The sequence below is a fragment of the Methylobacterium sp. Leaf108 genome, assembly GCF_001423265.1.
In the GTDB taxonomy this organism is placed as follows: domain Bacteria; phylum Pseudomonadota; class Alphaproteobacteria; order Rhizobiales; family Beijerinckiaceae; genus Methylobacterium.
Genome location: NZ_LMND01000001.1, coordinates 548,298 through 567,339 on the forward strand (window position 1 = coordinate 548,298; position 19,042 = coordinate 567,339).

At 68.6% G+C, this 19,042-nt stretch carries 17 protein-coding genes and 1 tRNA gene; 5 read left to right on the forward strand and 13 right to left on the reverse strand.

Annotated elements, in window-relative coordinates; genetic code table 11:
• Nucleotides 1–97: 97 nt before the first annotated feature.
• The 4 genes from ASF39_RS02575 to ASF39_RS02590 form a co-directional block, all read right to left on the reverse strand.
• Complete coding sequence (locus ASF39_RS02575) at nucleotides 98–1,147, reverse strand: sulfate/molybdate ABC transporter ATP-binding protein (RefSeq protein ID WP_056281133.1); 1,050 nt, start codon at nucleotides 1,145–1,147, stop codon at nucleotides 98–100.
• A 4-nt stretch (nucleotides 1,148–1,151) separates the two neighbouring features.
• Complete coding sequence (gene cysW / locus ASF39_RS02580; protein ID WP_055879991.1) at nucleotides 1,152–2,057, reverse strand: sulfate ABC transporter permease subunit CysW; 906 nt, start codon at nucleotides 2,055–2,057, stop codon at nucleotides 1,152–1,154.
• The gene (gene cysT / locus ASF39_RS02585; RefSeq protein ID WP_055879994.1) at nucleotides 2,050–2,907 is read right to left on the reverse strand and encodes a sulfate ABC transporter permease subunit CysT; all 858 of its coding nucleotides are present in this window, start codon (nucleotides 2,905–2,907) and stop codon (nucleotides 2,050–2,052) included. The genes cysW and cysT overlap by 8 nt, the downstream gene beginning before the upstream one ends.
• A 70-nt stretch (nucleotides 2,908–2,977) precedes the next feature.
• Entirely contained in the window at nucleotides 2,978–3,979 is a 1,002-nt protein-coding gene (locus tag ASF39_RS02590) for a sulfate ABC transporter substrate-binding protein (protein WP_244472256.1), read from the reverse strand.
• Between the two features lie 774 nt (nucleotides 3,980–4,753).
• On the opposite strand from ASF39_RS02590, the gene ASF39_RS02595 reads away from it, so the two are divergent.
• Nucleotides 4,754–4,975 carry a hypothetical protein gene (locus ASF39_RS02595; RefSeq protein ID WP_055881177.1) on the forward strand — a complete coding sequence of 74 codons (222 nt, stop codon included), beginning with the start codon at nucleotides 4,754–4,756 and terminating at the stop codon, nucleotides 4,973–4,975.
• A 127-nt stretch (nucleotides 4,976–5,102) separates the two neighbouring features.
• Here ASF39_RS02595 and ASF39_RS02600 read toward each other — a convergent pair whose 3' ends face one another.
• The 4 genes from ASF39_RS02600 to ASF39_RS02615 all read right to left on the reverse strand — a co-directional run bounded on the left by ASF39_RS02600 (nucleotide 5,103) and on the right by ASF39_RS02615 (nucleotide 9,469).
• Nucleotides 5,103–5,489 carry a hypothetical protein gene (locus ASF39_RS02600; RefSeq protein ID WP_056280835.1) on the reverse strand — a complete coding sequence of 129 codons (387 nt, stop codon included), beginning with the start codon at nucleotides 5,487–5,489 and terminating at the stop codon, nucleotides 5,103–5,105.
• A 134-nt stretch (nucleotides 5,490–5,623) separates the two neighbouring features.
• Nucleotides 5,624–7,990, reverse strand: coding sequence for a xanthine dehydrogenase family protein molybdopterin-binding subunit (locus ASF39_RS02605; RefSeq protein WP_056280837.1), 2,367 nt, complete (start codon nucleotides 7,988–7,990; stop codon nucleotides 5,624–5,626).
• Entirely contained in the window at nucleotides 7,987–8,481 is a 495-nt protein-coding gene (locus ASF39_RS02610) for a (2Fe-2S)-binding protein (RefSeq protein WP_055880003.1), read from the reverse strand. Before ASF39_RS02610 ends, ASF39_RS02605 begins: the two co-directional genes overlap by 4 nt.
• A gap of 388 nt (nucleotides 8,482–8,869) precedes the next feature.
• Nucleotides 8,870–9,469 carry a superoxide dismutase gene (locus ASF39_RS02615; protein WP_056280839.1) on the reverse strand — a complete coding sequence of 200 codons (600 nt, stop codon included), beginning with the start codon at nucleotides 9,467–9,469 and terminating at the stop codon, nucleotides 8,870–8,872.
• Between the two features lie 225 nt (nucleotides 9,470–9,694).
• On the opposite strand from ASF39_RS02615, the gene ASF39_RS02620 reads away from it, so the two are divergent.
• From ASF39_RS02620 to ASF39_RS02635, 4 genes are all read left to right on the forward strand, one after another.
• Nucleotides 9,695–10,693 (forward strand): hypothetical protein, encoded by a 999-nt coding sequence (locus ASF39_RS02620; protein ID WP_056280841.1) that lies wholly within the window; start codon nucleotides 9,695–9,697, stop codon nucleotides 10,691–10,693.
• A gap of 834 nt (nucleotides 10,694–11,527) precedes the next feature.
• Nucleotides 11,528–12,955 carry a chromosome partitioning protein ParA gene (locus ASF39_RS02625; RefSeq protein WP_244472236.1) on the forward strand — a complete coding sequence of 476 codons (1,428 nt, stop codon included), beginning with the start codon at nucleotides 11,528–11,530 and terminating at the stop codon, nucleotides 12,953–12,955.
• An 84-nt stretch (nucleotides 12,956–13,039) separates the two neighbouring features.
• Nucleotides 13,040–13,489 carry a hypothetical protein gene (locus tag ASF39_RS02630; RefSeq protein WP_244472237.1) on the forward strand — a complete coding sequence of 150 codons (450 nt, stop codon included), beginning with the start codon at nucleotides 13,040–13,042 and terminating at the stop codon, nucleotides 13,487–13,489.
• 16 nt (nucleotides 13,490–13,505) lie between these two features.
• Entirely contained in the window at nucleotides 13,506–13,964 is a 459-nt protein-coding gene (locus ASF39_RS02635; protein WP_156399211.1) for a hypothetical protein, read from the forward strand.
• A 344-nt stretch (nucleotides 13,965–14,308) separates the two neighbouring features.
• On the opposite strand, the gene ASF39_RS02640 is transcribed toward ASF39_RS02635, so the two are convergent.
• The 5 genes from ASF39_RS02640 to ASF39_RS02660 all read right to left on the reverse strand — a co-directional run bounded on the left by ASF39_RS02640 (nucleotide 14,309) and on the right by ASF39_RS02660 (nucleotide 18,974).
• A tRNA-Thr gene (locus ASF39_RS02640) sits at nucleotides 14,309–14,380 on the reverse strand.
• A 153-nt stretch (nucleotides 14,381–14,533) separates the two neighbouring features.
• Nucleotides 14,534–16,219, reverse strand: a complete 1,686-nt coding sequence (locus ASF39_RS02645) for an HWE histidine kinase domain-containing protein (protein WP_055881181.1) — start codon at nucleotides 16,217–16,219, stop codon at nucleotides 14,534–14,536.
• Nucleotides 16,220–16,399: 180 nt separating this feature from the next.
• Nucleotides 16,400–17,161, reverse strand: coding sequence for a tRNA (guanine(46)-N(7))-methyltransferase TrmB (locus ASF39_RS02650; RefSeq protein WP_056280847.1), 762 nt, complete (start codon nucleotides 17,159–17,161; stop codon nucleotides 16,400–16,402).
• Between the two features lie 12 nt (nucleotides 17,162–17,173).
• Nucleotides 17,174–18,349 carry a methionine adenosyltransferase gene (gene metK, locus ASF39_RS02655; RefSeq protein WP_055880028.1) on the reverse strand — a complete coding sequence of 392 codons (1,176 nt, stop codon included), beginning with the start codon at nucleotides 18,347–18,349 and terminating at the stop codon, nucleotides 17,174–17,176.
• Nucleotides 18,350–18,542: 193 nt separating this feature from the next.
• Nucleotides 18,543–18,974, reverse strand: coding sequence for a helix-turn-helix transcriptional regulator (locus ASF39_RS02660; RefSeq protein WP_055880031.1), 432 nt, complete (start codon nucleotides 18,972–18,974; stop codon nucleotides 18,543–18,545).
• Nucleotides 18,975–19,042 lie beyond the last annotated feature (68 nt).

Below are 19,042 nucleotides of genomic sequence, written 5' to 3' on the forward strand. Positions count from 1 at the left end.
GGATCGCCTCGTCGCAACGGGTTCGGACCCTCACGATATGGGGCGGGGCGCGCCGGTTGCGTAGGGAGCGCGACGACGCCCCCCATGTCCGCGCGCCTCAATCCGCGAAGACGTACCCCCCGAGGATGCGCAGGCCCACCGGCAGCCCGGCGGCGAGGCGGGCGGTGTCGGAGGCCTCCACCACCACGGTCTTGCCCTCGCCCTCCCGGTCGACCTCGATGCGCTGGCGTCCTTGCGTGCGATAGGAGGAACGCACGGTGCCGTGGAGATGGGCCTCGTGGGCCTCCGCGAACTGGAGCTGCCAGGGCCGGGCGTAGAGCTTGACCGGGCCGACGAGGCCGGGACGGGCCACCACGGGGGTGGCGCGCCCCTGGACGAAGACCTGCCCGTCGCGCGCCAGGGCCTCGACCTCGATGGTGTCGCCGAGGAACTTGAGCACGGTGGCCGAGACCGGGTTCTCCTGGACCTCGTCGGGGGTGCCGACCTGTTCGAGGCGGCCCTTGTCGAGCACCGCGACCCGGTCGGAGAGTTCCAGCGCCTCGTCCTGGTCGTGGGTGACGAAGATCGTGGTCTGGCCGGTGCGGTCGTGGATCTCGCGCAGCCAGCGGCGCAGATCCTTCCTCACCTGGGCGTCCAGCGCGCCGAAGGGCTCGTCGAGGAGCAGGACGCGAGGCTCGACGGCGAGCGCGCGGGCGAGCGCGATGCGCTGGCGCTGGCCGCCCGAGAGCTGGCTCGGGTAGCGGTCGGCGAAGCCCGACAGCTTGATGAGGTCGAGGAGGTCGCCGACGCGGGCCTTGATCTCGGCCTTGGCCGGGCGCTCGCTGCGCCTGCGGGCATTGAGGCCGTAGGCGATGTTCTCGGCCACGCTCATGTGCTTGAACAGGGCGTAGTGCTGGAACACGAACCCCACCGCGCGCTGCTGCACCGGCAGCTGCGTGGCGTCGTCGCCGCCGAAGATGATGCGGCCGCGATCGGGGAAGTCGAGCCCGGCGATGATGCGCAGGAGCGTGGTCTTGCCCGAGCCCGAGGGGCCGAGCAGCGCCAGCAGCTCGCCCGCCCGCACGTCGAGGGAGAAATCGTGCAGCACGGCCGCCGTGTCGAAGGTCTTCGACAGCGCCTCGACGCGGATCGCGGTGGAGCCGCCCACGCCGTCAGTGACGCCGTGCGCCCGCCGCGATGTCGGCACTGTAGCGCCATTCGAGGACGGATTTGATGACGAGGGTGACAAGAGCGAGACCGGCAAGGAGGGAGGCGACGGCGAAAGCGGCAACGAAGTTGTACTCATTGTAGAGGATCTCCACGTGGAGCGGCAGCGTGTTGGTGAGCCCGCGGATGTGGCCCGAGACCACCGAGACCGCGCCGAATTCGCCCATCGCGCGGGCGTTGCAGAGGAGCACGCTGTAGAGCAGCCCCCAGCGGATGTTGGGCAGCGTCACCGTCCGGAAGGCGTGCCAGCCCGACGCCCCGAGGGTGAGCGCGGCCTCCTCCTCGGCGGTGCCCTGCTCCTGCATCAGCGGGATCAGCTGGCGGGCGACGAAGGGGAAGGTGACGAAGATCGTCGCCAGCACGATGCCGGGGATGGCGAAGATGATCTGCACGTCGCGTTCGATCAGCCAGGGTCCGATCAGCCCCTGCGCCCCGAACACGAGCACGTAGATCAGCCCCGAGACCACCGGCGAGACCGAGAACGGCAGATCGATGAGGGTGACGAGCAGGTTCTTGCCCTTGAACTCGAACTTGGCGATGGCCCAGGCCGCGGCCACGCCGAACACGAGGTTGAACGGCACCGCGATCGCCGCCGCGATCAGGGTCAGCCGGATCGCCGAGTGGGCGTCGGCTTCGGTGAAGGCGGCGAGATAGGCCGCCCATCCCTTGGCGAACGCCTGGACGAACACCGTCACCAGCGGCAACACCAGGAACAGGGCGAGGAAGCCGATCGCGACCGCGATCAGGAGCCACCGCACGAATCCGCCCTCGGTGACGACGCTGGCGGTGCGCGGCGCCGGCTGCGACGTCGGTCGTGACGGTCCCGGGGCCCGTACGGCGAGGCTAGACATAACCGAACCTCCTGCGGCTCCAGGCCTGGATCAGGTTGATGGCGAGCAGCGTCACGAACGAGATGCCGAGCATGATCGTGGCGATGGCGCAGGCGCCGCCGTAGTCGAATTCCGAGAGCTTGATGACGATCAGGAGCGGCGCGATCTCGGAGACGTAGGGCAGGTTGCCGGCGATGAAGATGATCGAGCCGTACTCGCCGACGCCCCGCGCGAAGGCGAGGGCGAAGCCCGTGAGCACGGCCGGGATCAGGGGCGGCAGCACCACCTTCACCAGTGTGTGCCAGCGGCCGGCCCCGAGGGTGGCGGAGGCCTCCTCGATCTCCTTGTCGATCTCTACGATGAGCGGCTGCACCGTGCGCACCGCGAAGGGCAGCCCGATGAAGACCATGGCGATGAAGATGCCGAGCGGCGTGTAGGCCGCCTCGATCCCGAGCTTGGCGAGTTGCGCGCCGACCAACCCGTTGGGAGCGTAGAGGGCGGCGAGTGCGATGCCCGCCACCGCCGTGGGCAGGGCGAAGGGCAGGTCGACGACCGCGTCCACGATCCGCCGGCCGGGAAAGTCGTAGCGGGTCAGCACCCAGGCGACGATGAAGCCGAACACCGAGGCGACCAGCGCCGCCAGAAGCGAGATGCCGAAGCTGACCCGCAGCGCCGAGGCCACGCGCGAATCGGTGGCGACCTCCCAGATGCCCGCGAACCCGAGCTGCGAGGCGCGCAGCACCAGGGCGGCCAGGGGCAGGAGCACGATCAGGCTCAGCACCGTCAGCGTGTAGCCGAAGGTGAGCCCGAAGCCGGGGATCACGCTCGGCTGGCGGAAGCGGCGTCGGGGGCGGAGCGGCGGTTCGGCCATGGCGTGGTCCTGGAGATGGTCTCGAATCTCGGGTCTGGCGCCCCTCCCCTCGCGGGGAGGGACCGCACCTTCAGCGCCCGGCCTTGCTCAGCTGGTCGAACAGACCGCCGTTGTCGAAGTTCTTCTTCTGGATGTCGTCCCAGTTGCCCTGGAGATCCTCGATCCTGAAGAGCTTGACCTCGGGCAGCAGGGCGAGATCCTCGGGCTTTGCCGCCTCGCGCCGGCTCGGGCGGTAGTGGTGCTTGGCGAACAGCGCCTGGGCCGTGTCTGAGTACAGGAACTGCAGATAGGCCTCCGCGGCCTTGCGGGTTCCCTTCTTGTCGACGTTGGCCTCCACCAGCGCCACCGGCGGCTCGGCGTAGATCGAGACCGGGGGCACCACGACGTCGAACTTGTCGCGGCCGAACTCGTCGAACACGAGGTAGGCCTCGTTCTCCCAGGTCGGCAGCACGTCGCCGAGGCCGCGCTGGGCGAAGGTGACGGTGGAGCCGCGCGCACCGGTGTCGAGCACCGGCACCTGGCCGTAGAGCTGGCCGACGAAGGCGTTGGCCTTGTCGGCGTTCTTGCCTTCCTTCTCGTAGGCGTAGCCCCAGGCGGCGAGGAAGTTCCAGCGCCCGCCCGCGGACGTCTTGGGGTTGGGGGTGATGACCTTCACGTCGGGCTTCACGAGGTCGCCCCAGTCCTTCACGCCCTTCGGGTTGCCCTTGCGCACCAGGAACACCACCGTGGAGGTGTAGGGCAGCGCCTGGTTGGGGAGCTTCTCGCGCCAGTCCGCCGACACCTTCTTCGAGATGCGCGCGATGGCGTCGATGTCCGAGGGGATGCCCAGCGTCACCACGTCGGCGGGGATGCCGTCGATGACCGTGCGGGCCTGCGAACCCGAGCCGCCGTGCGAGGCGCGCACCGTGATGGTCTCGCCGGTCTTGGCCTTCCACTCGGCGGCGAAGGCGGCGTTGATGTCCTTGTAGAGCTCGCGCGTCGGATCGTACGACACGTTGAGGAGTTCGGTCTGCGCCCAGGCCGCCGTCGGCGGGGCCACCGCCAGGCAGGCGGCGACCGCGAGCCCGCGCAGGGGACGGCTGCGGCGGGCGCGGCGGCGCCCGGTCTGGCTGGCGTCGATGGCGGTCACGTCGTCACTCCGGATCGTGGTTCGGTGGCATCGTCCCCGCTCCCGGGGATTCCGTCGCTCCGATATCGTTCTTTTTAAAGAACGAAGTCAAGCACCGGCGCCCGGCGCCGGACCCGAGATATGGCAATTCCGACGCCCTCCGTCACCACGAGGCGTACCTCCCGGCCCATTATGGAAGAACGTCACACGGCCGAGGCTCTGCGGAGAAGAAAAATCCGGCCGTCACGAGTTCTTTAGAAAGAACATCCTTTTGCCTCGTGTGCCCGCCGGGAGCCGGGGGACAGGCGCGTGGCGGAATGCCGGCCCGGCCCGGATCCTCGCGCGGCGACCGCCGACCCTGGACCGCCCGTGGCCGGCTCCGGTTCTCGCGAGCGTCCGCTTTCCCGGCACTGTCGCGAGGGGCCGAAGTACGGCGAAACCCGCCGCATGACGGCCCGCGCCAGGCGTCCGGTCGGGAGACGGACCGGAGTCGACTGTCAAGGAATTTGGCGGGCCGGAAGCGTCAAAAAAAATCCCGGAGACCGAGCGGGAAAGGAAGCCCTAACCGCACAACGGCTTGGCTTGTCCCGCTGGCCGATCGCCTCCTCGGCGGCGTTCGAAACGCTGTCCTAGGTGATGGACGCACCCGCAGAGGCAGGGTTACTAAACCGTCAAGGCCGACGAATCGGAAGGATGCCTCGCGAGCATCGCCAGCAGAGCAAGGGCAAAATTCGCCAGATGCAGAATATTACACTGACCCAGCGCGAAAGAGATACGGTTCTTGCAGCATTGCGCTACTATCAGTACTATAGATTGCAGGGTCATCCTTTCGACCCGCGTCACGATCACTTGATCGATGCCATCGCATGCCATACCGGCGATAGCCTAGACCTTGCGGAAGTCGACGATCTCTGCGCGGGCCTGCGCGGCAACAACCATGCCCTGGGTGCCGCCGCCTGAGGGCACGAACGGCCGTTCCCGCGGGCGAGGACATGCCTCGCCGCGCTTGCGGAACTGCCATGGCCGGTCACGCGACACGGCCGCCGGCCACGACGGTCGACGGCCGGACGACGATCGACGCGGGCGGCTACGGGTTCGCGGGGCGGGGTGCGGCGGCGAGGTGGCCGCGGGCACGGCCGACGGCGGCTTCGCAGGCTCCGGTGTCGGCCTTGGCATCCGCGGTGCGCGCTTCGTCCAGGGCGACCCTGGCCTGCATGGCGCGGTCTCCGCCCTCTCCCGCACTGGCGCTCACGGCCGGCGGAGCCGCCATCGGCGCGGAGCCGGCCTCGCCCTCGCGGCCCTGACCTTCCCTGGCGCCGGCGGCGGCCTTTCCGCTGGTGGAGGCGGAGATCGCCGCACCGGCCTGGTTCTTCACCTGGCTTTCGAGGGACGCGATGGCGTCGCCGCAGGGTGAGGCATAGGCGGGTGCCGCCAGGGTGAGCACCGCGGCGGCGAGACAGAGGCGTCGTATCATGTCGGACGTGTCCTTCGAGAGCGCGGGGCGCGGATGAGGGGGGGCCACGCGGGGCGGCGCATCCTCATCCAACCCGCCGGACCCACCGAAGGTCCGCCCTCCCCGGTCGCAGGGACCGGAGAGGGCGCGATTCGTCAGGCGCTGGCCTGGTTGCGGATCGGCAGCTGGCGGATGCGCCGGCCGGTGGCGGCGAACACCGCGTTGGCGATGGCCGGGGCCACCGGCGGCACGCCGGGTTCGCCGACGCCGCCCAGCGGCTTGGCGTAGTCGTTCGAGGGCAGGAGGTGGACGTGCAGTTCCTTCGGGGCGGCGTCGATCCGGGTGATCTCGTAGCCGTCGAAGTTGTTCTGCTGGGCCCGGCCGTCCTTGAAGGTGATCTCGGACGAGAGTGCGAGCCCCATGCCCATCACCACGGCGCCCTCCATCTGCGAGCGCACTCGCTCCGGATTGACCTGCGGCCCGCAATCGACCGCGATGTCGATGCGCTTGACCGAGACCACGCCCTTGGCGTCGACCTCCACCTCGGCCGCCACGGCCGTGTAGGTGACGAAGCTGTAGTGGCCGGCGATGCCGAGCCCACGGCCGCTCGCGAGCTTGCGGCCCCAGCCGGCGCCCTTGGCCGCCGTCTCGATGACCCGGCGCAGGCGCCCCGTCTCGATCGGATAGCGGACCGGATCCTCGCCGTAGTTCCAGACGTCGCCGAGCGTGGTCGGGTCGATGCTGCGATCGGGCCCGATGAGGTCGAGGAGGTAGTCCTTCGGGTCGCGGCCCGCCGCATGGGCGAGTTCGGCCACGAAGGACTGGATCGCGAAGGCGTGCGGGATGTTCGAGACCGAGCGGAACCAGCCGATGCGCACGTGCGCGTCGGCCTCCGGGTTCTCCAGGCGGACGTTGGGGATCGCGAAGGGGGTGTTGGTCAGCCCCATGCCGAGCTCGAACGGCAGCTGGTTCTTAGCGCCCGGCGCGAAGATCGAGCCGATGGTGGGGGCGGCCGAACGGTGCAGCCAGGCCACCGGCATGCCCTTGGCGTCGAGGCCGGCCTCCAGGCGCTCCACCGAGATGGTGTGGTAGTAGCCGTGGTGGAGGTCGTCCTCCCGGGTCCAGATCAGCTTGACCGGGGCGCCGTCGACCTCGCGGCTGCACAGCGCCGCCTCGAGCACGTAGTCGGGCTTCGACTTGCGGCCGAAGCCGCCGCCGAGCAGGGTCACGTTCACGCGCACCTTGTCGGCGGCGAGCCCGAGAGTCTTGGCGAGGCGGTCGTGGGTCGCCTGCGGCGCCTGGGTGTTGGCCCAGGCCTCGCAGAACCCGTCCTTGATCCGCACGGTGGCGGCGGGCGGCTCCATCGGCGCCTGGACGAGGTGGGGCACGAAATACTCGGCCTCGACCTTCTGCTTGGCCTTCGCCATCGCGCCGTCGACGTCGCCGGTGTTGCGCACGACCTTGCCGGGGGCGCGGGCCGCCTTCTCCAGCTCGCCCCGGAAGGCGACGGAATCGTAGGTGGCGTTGGGGCCGTCGTCCCAGGTGATCTTGAGGGCCTCGCGGGCCTTCATGGCCGCCCAGGTGTTCTTGGCCACCACCGCGACGCCGCCGATGGGCTGGAACTCGGACGGGATCGCCGGGGCCGGGATCGTGAAGATCTTCACGACGCCCGGCACCTTCTTGGCCTCGCTGTCGTCGAGGCTCGCGACCTTGCCCCCGAACACCGGCGGCCGCGCGATCAGCCCGTACAGCATCCCCTCGAGGCGGGTGTCGATGCCGTAGATCGCCGTGCCGGTGGTGATGTCACGGTTGTCGATGAGATGGACCTGGCCGCGGCCGGATTCGGCACGGCCATCGGTCTTGCCGATGTAGCGGAACGCCTTGGCATCCTTGAGGACCACGCCCTCGCGGGCCGGCACCGGCAGTTCGGCCGCGGCGGCCGCGAGTTCGCCGTAGCCGGCCGTGCGCTTCGACTTGGCGTGCGTGACGACGTGGTTCTCGGCCTTCACCTCGGCCACCGGCACGCCCCATTGCTTGGCGGCGGCCTGGACCAGCATCAGCCGGGCCGCCGCGCCGGCATGGCGCAGGTGCGGGAAGAAGTGGCGCAGGGACCGGGACCCGTCGGTGTCCTGGTTGCCGAAGCGGGCCTCGTCGCCCCAGGCCTGAGCGACCTTGACCTTCGACCACTCGGCGTCGAGCTCGTCGGCGACCACCATGGCCACCGAGGTGCGCACGCCCTGGCCCATCTCCGAGCGATGGCAGGTGACCGTGACGGTGCCGTCGGTGGCGATGGCCACGAACACCTTGGGGTCGTCCTGCCAGCCGTGCGGCATGGCGTCGGCGCCGAACTTCTTGGGCCCATCGGCCTTGTCCTGCGCCAGGGCCGGCTCACGCCAGGACAGGGCCAGGACCAGGGCGCCCATGCCGCCGAGCATGGCGCGGCGGCTGACGTTGGCCAGCGCCGAGGGGGTTTCGGGGGAGGTGGTGGCCGCTGCGGCCATCGCGCGTGCGTCGTGGATCACAGGCGATCTCCCTTGGTGGCGGGCTTCGAGGTTCCGGGTTTGGAGGTGCCCGCGGCCTGATGGATGGCGGCGCGGATGCGCGGATAGGTACCGCAGCGGCACAGGTTGCCGGCCATGGCCTCGTCGATCTGCGCGTCGGTGGGCTTGGGCGTCTCGGTGAGAAGGGAGGCCGCCTGCATCATCTGCCCGCACTGGCAGTAACCGCATTGCGACACGTCGAGATCGCGCCAGGCGACCTGGACCGGGTGGTTACCGTCCCGCGACAGACCTTCGATGGTGACGACGGCCTGGCCTTCGGCCGCCGACATCGGCGTGACGCAGCCCCGCACGGCGCTGCCGCCGAGGTGGACGGTACAGGCGCCGCACAAGGCCTGGCCACAACCGAACTTGGTGCCGGTCAACCCGGCTTCGTCGCGAAGATACCACAGCAGCGGCATGTCGGGGTCGCCGTCGAAGCTGCGTTCAGCTCCGTTCACGGTGAGTTTGATCATCGATCTCGTCCTGTCAGGGGCGCGTCGCGCAAAGGTCGAGGAGCGGGCCGCGCGGAGGGGGCCATCCGGCCGACGGACACGATCCATTGCCGGCGGTCGGGACTTCGGGGTCTCGCGGGTGCGGGCTCTGTTGGGTCCGCGCCCGCCGCTCTTCGGTATCGCTATAAACTACAAGAGGGCTTCGCTGCAGCGCAACAGAAGCGGATCGGACCCGCCGGGCGCCGGACGCGGGGCGTGCCGTTGCGCACGCCGGGGTCGGCTCGCCCGCGGGTCTGGCGGAACATTCACCGAGGGTCGCCGCGGACCCGGGGTCCGCGGCTCGTCAGCAGGGCCGATGCACCGGCCCGGATGCGGGGCCGGTGCCCACGGGGCCGACGCCGTGGTCCGCTCAGGCGGTGGCTTCGCCGTGGAGCTTCTCGACGTATTCCCAGTTCACGAGGTTCTCGAGAAACGCCTTGAGGTAGTCGGGGCGGCGGTTGCGGTAGTCGATGTAGTAGGAGTGCTCCCACACGTCGACGCCGAGGATCGGCTTGGCGCCGTGCACCAGCGGGTTCTCGCCGTTGGGGGTCTTGAGGATGGCGAGCTTGCCGTCCTTGACCGCGAGCCAGGCCCAGCCGGAGCCGAACTGCGAGACGCCGGCCTGGATGAAGTCGACCTTGAACTTCTCGAAGCCGCCGAGGTCCTCGTCGATCTTCTGCGCGATGGTGCCGGGAGGGGCACCGCCGCCGTTGGGCTTCATCCAGTTCCAGAAATGCAGATGGTTGAAGTGCTGGCCGGCGTTGTTGAACAGCGGCTGGTTGGTGCCGTAGGCGGCGACCACGATCTCCTCGACGGTCTTCCCGGCGAGATCGGTACCTTCGAGCAGCTTGTTGCCGGTTTCGACATAGGCCTTGTGGTGCTTGTCGTGGTGAAACTCGAGGGTTTCCTTCGACATGTAGGGGGCGAGCGCGTCGTAGGCGTAGGGCAGGTCGGGAAGGGTGAAGGTCATCGGCTCTCTCCGGATCTCGGGGCTCGGGGCTCGGACCCCGGCGCAAAGGCTGCGCCGCGATGGGCCACCGGCCCGGCGGTAGGTAGGTCCCCGCCTCGCCGAGGGCAACGCCGCAACGGCAAAACCGGTCCCGCACGGGCCCCGTTTCGCAACCGGTTTTGCAAAAGGACACCATGCCTTTACGATGCGCCACCTGTCACGCGTACCCCGACCCCCGAGACCTCCATGATCATTGCGCTGTTCGCGCTGTCCATCGCCATGATCGTCGGCGGCATCGCCTCGGTGGTTCAGGGATTCCCCTTCGTCAGGCTGGAGAGCGGACTGGCGATGACCATCGCCGGGGCGACCACGGCCTCGGCCGGCGGCGTGCTCCTGGGCCTCGCCGTCCTCGCCCGTCAGGTCCGGGCCCTGGCCCGCTCCCTCGCCTCGCCATCCTGGCAAGCCTCCCCATCCTGGCAAGCCCCCCCATCCTTGCAGGCCGCGCCGTCCCATCGGGAGGTGGACTTGGCCGAGACGGTCTCCCTGCCGCCCGACCCGGCGATCGATGCACCCCACCGCGACCGGGGCCGGCTCGATCCGACCGGCCTCGATGAGGGCTCCGAAGGCAAGGCTTCCGAAGGCAAGGCTTCCGAAGGCGAGACGTCCAGAGATAAGTCTTTCGACGGTAAGGCTTCCGCGAGCCGCCGGCCCCTCGTCGCCGGCACGTCCGTCCTCGCGGCCGGAGCCGCCGCGGCGGCGATGCCGAGCGCATCTCCTGCGGCACGTCCCGAGCCGACCTTCGAGGAGTCGCTCGGCGCGACTCCGCCGGACGCGCCCGTCCCCCCCCCTGCTCCCACGCCCGCATCGGACGGCCATCCCGACGAGGCCGTCCAAGGCGAGCGGACCGAGCCGCACGACCTCGCGCCCGCTCCGGCTCCCGAGCCCGCCGCACACGAGTCGGCGCCGCCGACCCCCGCCGACGCCGAGCCGTTCGCGCCCGCCGAAGCCCCGGACCTCAGGCCCGCCATCATCGACCCGGCGCCAGCCGAACCCGTCGCGCAGGCTGCCGCCCCCACCCTCGAGGTGGTGGGGACCTATGTCTCGGGGGGGAACACCTACGTGATGTTCTCGGATGGCTCGATCGAGGCGGAGACCCCGCGCGGCCGCTTCACCTTCGAATCCCTCGACGAACTCAAGGCCTTCGTGGAAGCGGGCGGCGAAACCGACGGCCGTGGCACGCCCTAGCCACGACCGCGCGGCGCAGCCCGATCAGGACAGGGACCACGCAGGGGGCCGGCCGAGCGTGAACCCTAGCGGTCAGCACCTCTCTCGAACGGACCGCGCGCGCCGGCCGACCATCCCGGGGTGGCCGGATAGACCGCGTGCCGTCTTTCTCGTCGCGACGCCGCGAAGGCATGCGCATGTCACCGGCCTGCCGTGACCCCTGGCAGGAAACCCGATTTCAATAGAGATCGGCCTGCAAACGTCTTTCCCGAAAACACGCTTCGGTTGCCGGAAAAATGCGTTGTTTGGGAGAGTCATAATTCTGAATATTTTCCTTTCGAAACCAGGCCGATGACGACACGCTTTCGACCGGATAGTCTTTGTCGATGGTGATCGAGCTCAATCTCTGACGATGAACGTTATTGCCGACGATGCCACATCGATATAATTTAGTTTATTACGAATCATCACTTGATGATCTCTACAGCATGATGTGAAATATTGACATTCGGCATGGCTATAAACCATTATGATATCTATCATTTTAAATATAAAATGATAATTTTTATCTTGTAAATCTGCAGCCATGATTTTTTGTCGGCGGCGATCCCATTGTCCTCGCAAAAAAATCTGCGACTCATAACCTATGAATGCAGACTCGCCTCGACCGGAATGTATGGTAAAAACTTTACTCGCTGGCGTTTCGCGCTGGAGCACAGGGTAGGGGTTGTAGCGACAATGGGCTGGACGCCATTCCGCCGCGTGACGTCGACATCATCGCTGCGGCACGACCAGGACGACGCGCGTCGGGATGCGGAGCAGCCTCCGATGGCATCGCCGGGTCTCCCGAGGGCCGTGGTCCCCGAGTTCATCCATCATCCTCTGCCCGAGAATAAGCCGGACGTCGCCGGTCGGACCCGAACATTGGATGCGATCGGTCAGCGCGACGAGGTCGTTCGCCAGCGTATCGACTCCATGACGAACCGGCTCGAAGACCTGCGGACACTGCAGGACGACTTCGCCCTGATATTGGACCCCCTGTCCAACATCAGCGCCGAACTCTTGAAGGCGAGCGTTCAGGTCGAGGACTTGAAGCAGAAGCTTTCGCAAGAGGTGAAGAACTCGGGGACCCTGAGGGAACTGGTCGCCAATTTGACGACCGACATCTCCCGCGTCAGCCGTGAGCTCGCCGAGTCGCAAGTCCACGCCGAGCAGATCTCCGACCGGCTGAAGGAGGGCGAGGCCGCCGTCGTCGCGCAGAAGATCGAGCTGCGGGACAAATCGAGCCTGGTCGAAAGCCTGGAGCGCCAACTTTTCACGGAGACGGAACAGAACAAGGCTTTCGCGAGCGAAAATCGCGCGCTGCGTCAGGAGGCGCAGGCGGCCGACACGGCCCTGGCGCGTTCCGAGCACGAACTGGCCGATGCGCGCGAGAAGCTCGGTCTTCTCGAGGCTGAAGGCCGTCGGCTGCAGCTTCTCAGCGAAGAGCAGGCGGCGCGGCTTGCGGACCTCGACTTCAAGTATCGGGAATTGGAGACGACGACCGACGCCGACCATCAGCGCCTGCGTGCGATCGAAGGTCAGTTGGCGGCCGAGCTATCCCTCCGGGAGCGCAACGACGCGCAGCACGAAACGGAGATGTCCGCGCTTCGGACCGAGCGGGCGAGCCTCGCCATGAAGCTGGAGACGTCGTCCAACCGGGCCGCCTCCACCGAACAGTTGCTCGTTCAGGCCAGGAACCAGCTTCGCGAGAAGGACGAGGAGTTCCGGTCTGCCGACAGGAGCCTGAAGGAAGCCGTCATCGCACGCACGACGTCCGAGCGGCGGCTCGAGGCGATCCAGGCCGACCTCTCCCGGCAGAACGAGCGTTTCATCGACATCCAGCGGGTGAAGGGCGACCTCGAAAGCCGCTGTGACATGCTCAACAAGGCGCTGGCCGCGAAGGATGCGGCCCTCGAACAGGCCAACAACCGCAATGCGTCCCTGAACGACCGGATCGAGCATCTGACCCATCGTCACGAATCCGTCCGGGCCGATCTGGAGACGTCGAACCGGCGCCTGCTGGAAGATCTCCAGAACGAGCGTTCGGAACGGTCGCTGCTCCAGGGCGCCCTCGATATCGCCCGCGAGAGCCGTGTTTCGCTGCAAAAACAGCACGATGCCTTCAAACGCTCGGGGCGGCCCTGGCGGGACATCGGCAAGGACGACGCGAACGCCGAGTCACCGGACTATTCGGGCGAAGAGGCCAGCAACGTGCGCCCCTTCAATACGCCCAGCAAGTGATGCCGACGCAATTCATGATCACGGGAAGCGACAATGTCTGATCAAGCGCTGAAAAGTGGTGGCTCTCCCACGGCGTCCGTCCTGATGCGACCGTGGCAGGCGAATGTCGGCCGCACGGGGGACAAGGTCATCAGCCTCTCGGCCTCCACCCAGGAAGGCACCCTCCCCTCCTCCGAGAGCGTCGGCGCGTCGGCCTCTCCGCAGCGGGAATGGATGTCGGCCATCGAGCTCGTCCAGGAGGCGAGCGAAGCGATCCGGATCACCGAGGAGCGAGCGGTCGATCTCGAAAACCAGCTCAAGCACGTCATCACCCAAGCGGAAGACGAGATCAAAAGCCTGCAGCAGAAGCTCGCGTCGCAGCAGACCCTCCTGAACCAATCCGAGGAGCGCGCACGACGCGGCGAGGCGCGCGCCAAGGAGGCCGAGGCCTGGCTCATCCGCCTCCATGACGCGGTGTTCACGGCCTTCGGGCCCAAGAGCCGCAGCAAGCTCGCGGGCAACCAGCAGAACGGCGCCGATTCCGTCGACCCTTGATCACAGATCTTACCCCGTGATGCGGACTCCTTCTCCATACGGCGCCGAGGTTGCGGTCGAGTCGCCGAGCGATCGCGCCCCCCTCGGTGTCGAGGTTGATCTGTTCTGCGCGCTGGGACTGATCGAAGCCGCCGTCACTTCCATCGACAGGCTGCAAACCTGGAAGGAGGCCGTCGAGCCGCAGGCCATTCGGCTCATCGACCAGATCAAGACGGAGCAGGCGAAATGGGAGGCGGAGCGATCCGTTCTGTTCAAGACCCTCGCCGATCACGAAAACCAGATCGCCATGCTCAAGAGATCGCTCGAAGTCGCCCTCTTCGAGAAGCACGTGGCCCTGCAATTGTGCTTCGACATGAGGTCGAGATCCAATCTCATCGAACAGCAACCGTCTTCCCACGGCGAAAACACGCTGATCCGGCACGATGACCATACCGACTTGATCGCAACCGCGGGGTCGCATCTCTATATCGAGTAAACCGGTTTGACGGCTCTACCTCTTGCCGATCCGGCGACATCGCGGCTCGTCACCCTGTTCGGGCCGGGCCGGAGGAGCATCGAAAGGCCCACCCCCGTTCCGATGACGCCGACCGGAACCCCGTCCGAACGGTGATCCCCGTCTTCGACGATGGCGGACTTGAGCGAATCCGGTGCCTTCGGTGATCGAACGTCGGCAGCGCCGCACCGCGATCCTGAGATGCCAGCACGGCCGAGGGACGATCGATCCCGTCCCGGCGGACGAACGCCGCAAGCCGCAGGTCGTCGAAAGCCGGCACAGGACCCGTGACATCGGATCCGGCCGATGGGCGGGGTCTCTGACGGTGCCGGCGGAGAGGATTGAACTCCCGACCTTCGGTTTACAAAACCGCTGCACTACCGCTGTGCTACACCGGCATCCGACGAGACGTGCTACCAGCGGCGAGGCCGGCATTCAAGCGGGTCGTCCCGGTCGTGCACGGTCGAGGCCCCCTCCCGGTGGGCGGGCGCCACCGCGTCGTGACGCCCGTAAACGCGCTTGGCATCGCTCGAGGTCGCGGCGTTGCCCCGTCACAACGGATTGAGGGTGTCGTTCCGGGCAGGCAGGGGCGCGCGCATCGTGAGGCGAAAGCCCTCGGGGGCGTAATCGGTCGTCACCTCGGCGCGCACCTGCGTGGTCAGCACCCGTTGCAGCAGCCGCGAGCCGAAGCCCTGGCGAGTGGGGGGCGCCACCGTGGGTCCGCCGCTCTCGACCCAGGCGAAGAGCAGGGTGCCGCAGGCGTCGTCCGGCTCCACGGCCCAGGTCACGGCGACCCGGCCGGCGCGCGTCGAGAGCGCCCCGTATTTGGCGGCGTTGGTGGTGAGTTCGTGGATGGCCATGCCGATCGGCACCGCGACCTCGGAGGCGAGGTCGACCGCCGGGCCGATCAGGGTGACGCGGGCGTCGGGCTCCCCGTCGAGGGCACCGTCGGCATAGGGCTTGAGTTCGTTGGAGAGCAGGTCGCGCAGGCCCGCCATCTGCCAGGTGGCGCCGGTGAGCACCGCATGGGTGTGGGCCAGCGACACGATGCGCCCGACGAAGGCGTCGTAGAAACTTTCGATGCTGGTGGCGTTGCGCGCGGTCGAGCCGACGATGGCCTGCACCGTGGCCAGGGTGTTCTTCACCCGGTGGTGCAACTCGCGGATCAGGAGGTTCTGGCGGTCCTCGGCGAGGCGCCGGTCGGTGACGTCGGCCACGACCCCGATCAGGCGCCGCGGCAGGCGGTCGGGGGTGTCGCGCTCGAAGCGGCCGGCCATGTCGATGACCCGCCAGGTTCCGTCGTCGGCCCGGCGGATGCGGCCACTCACATGCAGGATCGCGTCGTCGCGCAGGGCCGCGGAGATCGCGTGCCGGAACGCCATGCGGTCCTCGGGGTGGAGGATGTGATCGAGGAACTCGCGCTTGCCGACGGCCCCGTCTTCGGGACGGCGGCCGAAGATCGCGAACATGCGCTCGTTCTCCCAGATCGCGCGGTCGTCGAGCATGTGCCACTCGAAGATGCCGAGATCGGCCAGGGATGCGGCGATGCGCAGGCGCTGCTCGCGGTCGCGCAAAGCGTCGCGGTCGGCGACCCGGGCGGTGACGTCCTGCAGCACGCCGACCATGCCGGTGAGCGACCCGTCCGGTGCCAGGGTGCCCTGGCCCCGGGCCATCACCCAGACGGTCCGGTCCTCGTGCCCATGGCGCACGCGGGCTTCGATGGCATAGGGCACGCCCGCGTGCCCGGACTCGCGCACCGTCAGCCCGATGCGCTCGGCGTCGGCCGGATCGAACCGCGCGCGCAGGGCCGCCCAGGACAGGGCATGGCCGGGGGGATGGCCGAGGATGTGGGCGGCGCGGCGCGACAGGGTGACGAGGCCGGTGGCACGCTCCCAGCGCCACTCCCCGAGCCCGGCCGCGGTGAGCGCGTCGCGGTTCTGCTCGGCCCGGACCATCTCGTCGGGGTCCACGGGCTCGACCACGAGGACCCGCACGGCGCCGGCCGTCGATCCGGAGGGACGCACCCGCACGGGAATCGCCGCGCCGTCGGCCTGGCGCCACAGGCGGATGCCCTCGGGCACCGGGTTCATGGTCTCTCCGACGGTCCCCAGCGGCCGGTCGTCGAGGCTGCCGGGAGGCCGGCCGACGATAGCGCACAGGCGGGGATTGGCGCTGAGGATGGTGCGGCCGTCGGGCGACAGGATCGCGAGGCCGGTGGCGGCCAGGTCGAAGGCCACGCGATGCGCGTCCCCCCCGAAGGCCGAGGCCGCCTGCGCCGTCGGATCGTGATCCGCCCTGCCGCCCAACACGCGAACCTCACTCGGACCCGCCGGCGTCAAGCCTGCCGTCGCGGCACACCCGACTGAATTCAGACCATGATCGCAGATGATTCCGGCCACAAGGTGCCATTCGTCCAATCATCGACGGCCGGACGGCTGTTCCCCATCTTGACGAAGGACGGTGAGATACGTCGGCCGGCGGCCGGCGGCGATGGCCTTGGCCTCGTAGCGGGTGCCGGGCCAATCCGACCAGGGCCGCGTCCAGTCGGTGGCCGCCCTCGCGGTCCACGCGAGGTCCGGGTTGCGGGCGACGCGCACCAGCGTCCAGCCGGCGTAATCGTCGATGTCGCTGGCGAAGCGAAAGCTGCCGCCGGGCACGAGCACGCGCGCGATCTCCGCCAGGCTCTCGTCGGAGACGAAACGGCGCTTGCGCTGGCGGCGCTTGGGCCACGGGTCGGGATAGAGCAGGTAGACGCGCGTCACGCTGGCGTCGGGCAGGGCGGCCAGCAACGCGGTCGCGTCCTCGTCCCAGATCCTGACGTTGCGCAGGTCGCGCTCGTCGATCTCGCGCAGGAGCTTGACGACGCCGTTGACGAAGGGCTCGGCGCCGATGATGCCGACGCCGGGCTCGCGGGCCGCATTGGCGGCCAGGTGCTCGCCGCCGCCGAAGCCGATCTCGAGCCAGACCTCGCGGACCGGGTCCGGAAACAGGGCCGCGGGATCGAGGAACGCGCCCTCTCCCGGCAGGGCGATCCTCAGCTCCGGCAGGAGGGAGGCCAGCCGCTGCTCCTGGAGCGCACGCAGGCGCTTGCCCTTGCGCCGGCCGAAGAAGGCGCGCTCGGGCGCCTCCTCGCTCGCAATACCGCCCGCCTGGGGCGGGTCATCCCCCCGCCCCACCATGCGGAACAGGCCTCAGAACGCCGACTTGAGGCTGTCGGCGAGGTCGGTGCGCTCCCACGAGAAGCCGCCGTCCGCGTCGGGTGCCCGGCCGAAGTGGCCGTAGGCCGAGGTGCGGGCGTAGATCGGCTTGTTGAGGCCGAGCTTCAGGCGGATGCCGCGGGGCGACAGGTCGAGGGCGTCCATCAGCACGCCTTCGAGCTTGGCCTCGTCCACGGTGCCGGTGCCGTGCAGGTCGACGTAGATCGACAGGGGCTTGGCGACGCCGATGGCGTAGGCGAGCTGGATGGTGGCGCGGGTGGCGAGGCCCGCGGCGACCACGTTCTTGGCGAGGTAGCGCGCGGCATAGGCCGCCGAGCGGTCGACCTTGGTCGGGTCCTTGCCCGAGAAGGCGCCGCCGCCGTGGGGGGCGGCCCCGCCGTAGGTGTCGACGATGATCTTGCGGCCGGTGAGGCCGGCATCGCCGTCGGGGCCGCCGATCACGAACTTGCCGGTGGGGTTGACGTGCCAGACGGTGGAGCCGTCGATCCAGCCCTTGGGGAGGGCCGCCTGGATGTAAGGCTCGACGATGGCGCGCACGTCGGCCGAATCGAGGCTCTCGTCCACGTGCTGGGTCGAGAGCACGATCTGGGTGACGCCGACCGGGCGGCCGTCGACGTAGCGCACGGTGACCTGGCTCTTGGCGTCGGGGCCGAGCTTGGCCGCGTCGCCGACCTTGCCCTTGCGGGCGTCGGCGAGGTCCTTGAGGATCTTGTGGGCGTAGTAGATCGGGGCCGGCATCAGCTCGGGGGTCTCGTCCGAGGCGTAGCCGAACATGATGCCCTGGTCGCCGGCACCCTCGTCCTTGTTGCCGGCGGCGTCCACGCCCTGGGCGATGTCGGCCGACTGGGCGTGCAGGTGGATGGCGATGTCGTTGTGCTTCCAGTGGAAGCCCGACTGCTCGTAGCCGATGTCCTTCACCGCTTCGCGGGTCAGCTCGGTGAGATGGTCGAAGGTCACCGAATCGGGACCGCGGACCTCGCCGGCGATGACGATGCGGTTGGTGGTGGCCAGGGTCTCGACGCCCAGACGCGCCTCGGGCATCGCCGCGAGATAGGCGTCGACCACGGTGTCGGAGATCCGGTCGCAGACCTTGTCCGGGTGACCTTCGGAAACCGACTCGCTCGTGAAGAGGTAGTTGGAACGCGGCATTGAGGACGATCCCCGGCTGTGGGTACGCCCAGATTCGATGGCGTTGGACCCGGTCTTCGGAAGGCCGAGGTTCTGGCATCGGCCTGTGGCAGGGTCAAGCCGAAAGACCGGACACGTTCGTGGCGACGAACGAAACGGTCGTTAGAGCAGACGCGGGCCTTCACCGGGACGGCCGCGTCGGGCCATCGCGCCTTCAGGTCCCCAGGCGGGTGCCGAGAACCTGGATGGCGGCCGCGAAGTCCTTGCGGCCGTCCTCCGTGAAGTGCCGCTTGACGTGCTCGGCCACCACCTCGGCGAGGCCCTGCCAGGAGCCCGGCGCGGCATCCGCCGCCGAATCCGCCGAGAAGGCCTGCTGGGGCCTTTCCGCGAACCCTTCCGGCGGCACGTCGTCGAGGCGCTGCATGCCCTCGAAGAAGTACGCCACCGGCACGCCGGTCAGCCGGCTGAAGGTGTCGAGGTGGATGGCGCTGATGCGGTTGGTGCCCTTCTCGTACTTCTGGAGCTGGGCCGCCGACATGCCGAAGCTCTGGGCCACCCGCTTCTGCGTCAGGGCCGCCTTCTTGCGCTGGAGGGCGATGCGCTGTCCGACATGGACGTCGCGTGCGTCGGTCTTCTGGCCTGCCATGGAGTCTTGACCTCGTGCGAGCCGGCCACGGCGATCAAGCTCGGCCGTGGTGCCAGAGGGCGCGGATA

Excerpts from the sequence above, each read along its gene's own strand:
- cysW (WP_055879991.1), bottom strand. The coding sequence starts at position 2,057 with ATGTCTAGCCTCGCCGTACGGGCCCCGGGACCGTCACGACCGACGTCG.
- cysT (WP_055879994.1), bottom strand. The coding sequence starts at position 2,907 with ATGGCCGAACCGCCGCTCCGCCCCCGACGCCGCTTCCGCCAGCCGAGC.
- ASF39_RS02595 (WP_055881177.1), top strand. The coding sequence starts at position 4,754 with ATGCAGAATATTACACTGACCCAGCGCGAAAGAGATACGGTTCTTGCA.
- ASF39_RS02600 (WP_056280835.1), bottom strand. The coding sequence starts at position 5,489 with ATGATACGACGCCTCTGTCTCGCCGCCGCGGTGCTCACCCTGGCGGCA.
- ASF39_RS02610 (WP_055880003.1), bottom strand. The coding sequence starts at position 8,481 with ATGATCAAACTCACCGTGAACGGAGCTGAACGCAGCTTCGACGGCGAC.
- ASF39_RS02615 (WP_056280839.1), bottom strand. The coding sequence starts at position 9,469 with ATGACCTTCACCCTTCCCGACCTGCCCTACGCCTACGACGCGCTCGCC.
- ASF39_RS02620 (WP_056280841.1), top strand. The coding sequence starts at position 9,695 with ATGATCATTGCGCTGTTCGCGCTGTCCATCGCCATGATCGTCGGCGGC.
- ASF39_RS02630 (WP_244472237.1), top strand. The coding sequence starts at position 13,040 with ATGCGACCGTGGCAGGCGAATGTCGGCCGCACGGGGGACAAGGTCATC.
- ASF39_RS02650 (WP_056280847.1), bottom strand. The coding sequence starts at position 17,161 with ATGGTGGGGCGGGGGGATGACCCGCCCCAGGCGGGCGGTATTGCGAGC.
- metK (WP_055880028.1), bottom strand. The coding sequence starts at position 18,349 with ATGCCGCGTTCCAACTACCTCTTCACGAGCGAGTCGGTTTCCGAAGGT.
- ASF39_RS02660 (WP_055880031.1), bottom strand. The coding sequence starts at position 18,974 with ATGGCAGGCCAGAAGACCGACGCACGCGACGTCCATGTCGGACAGCGC.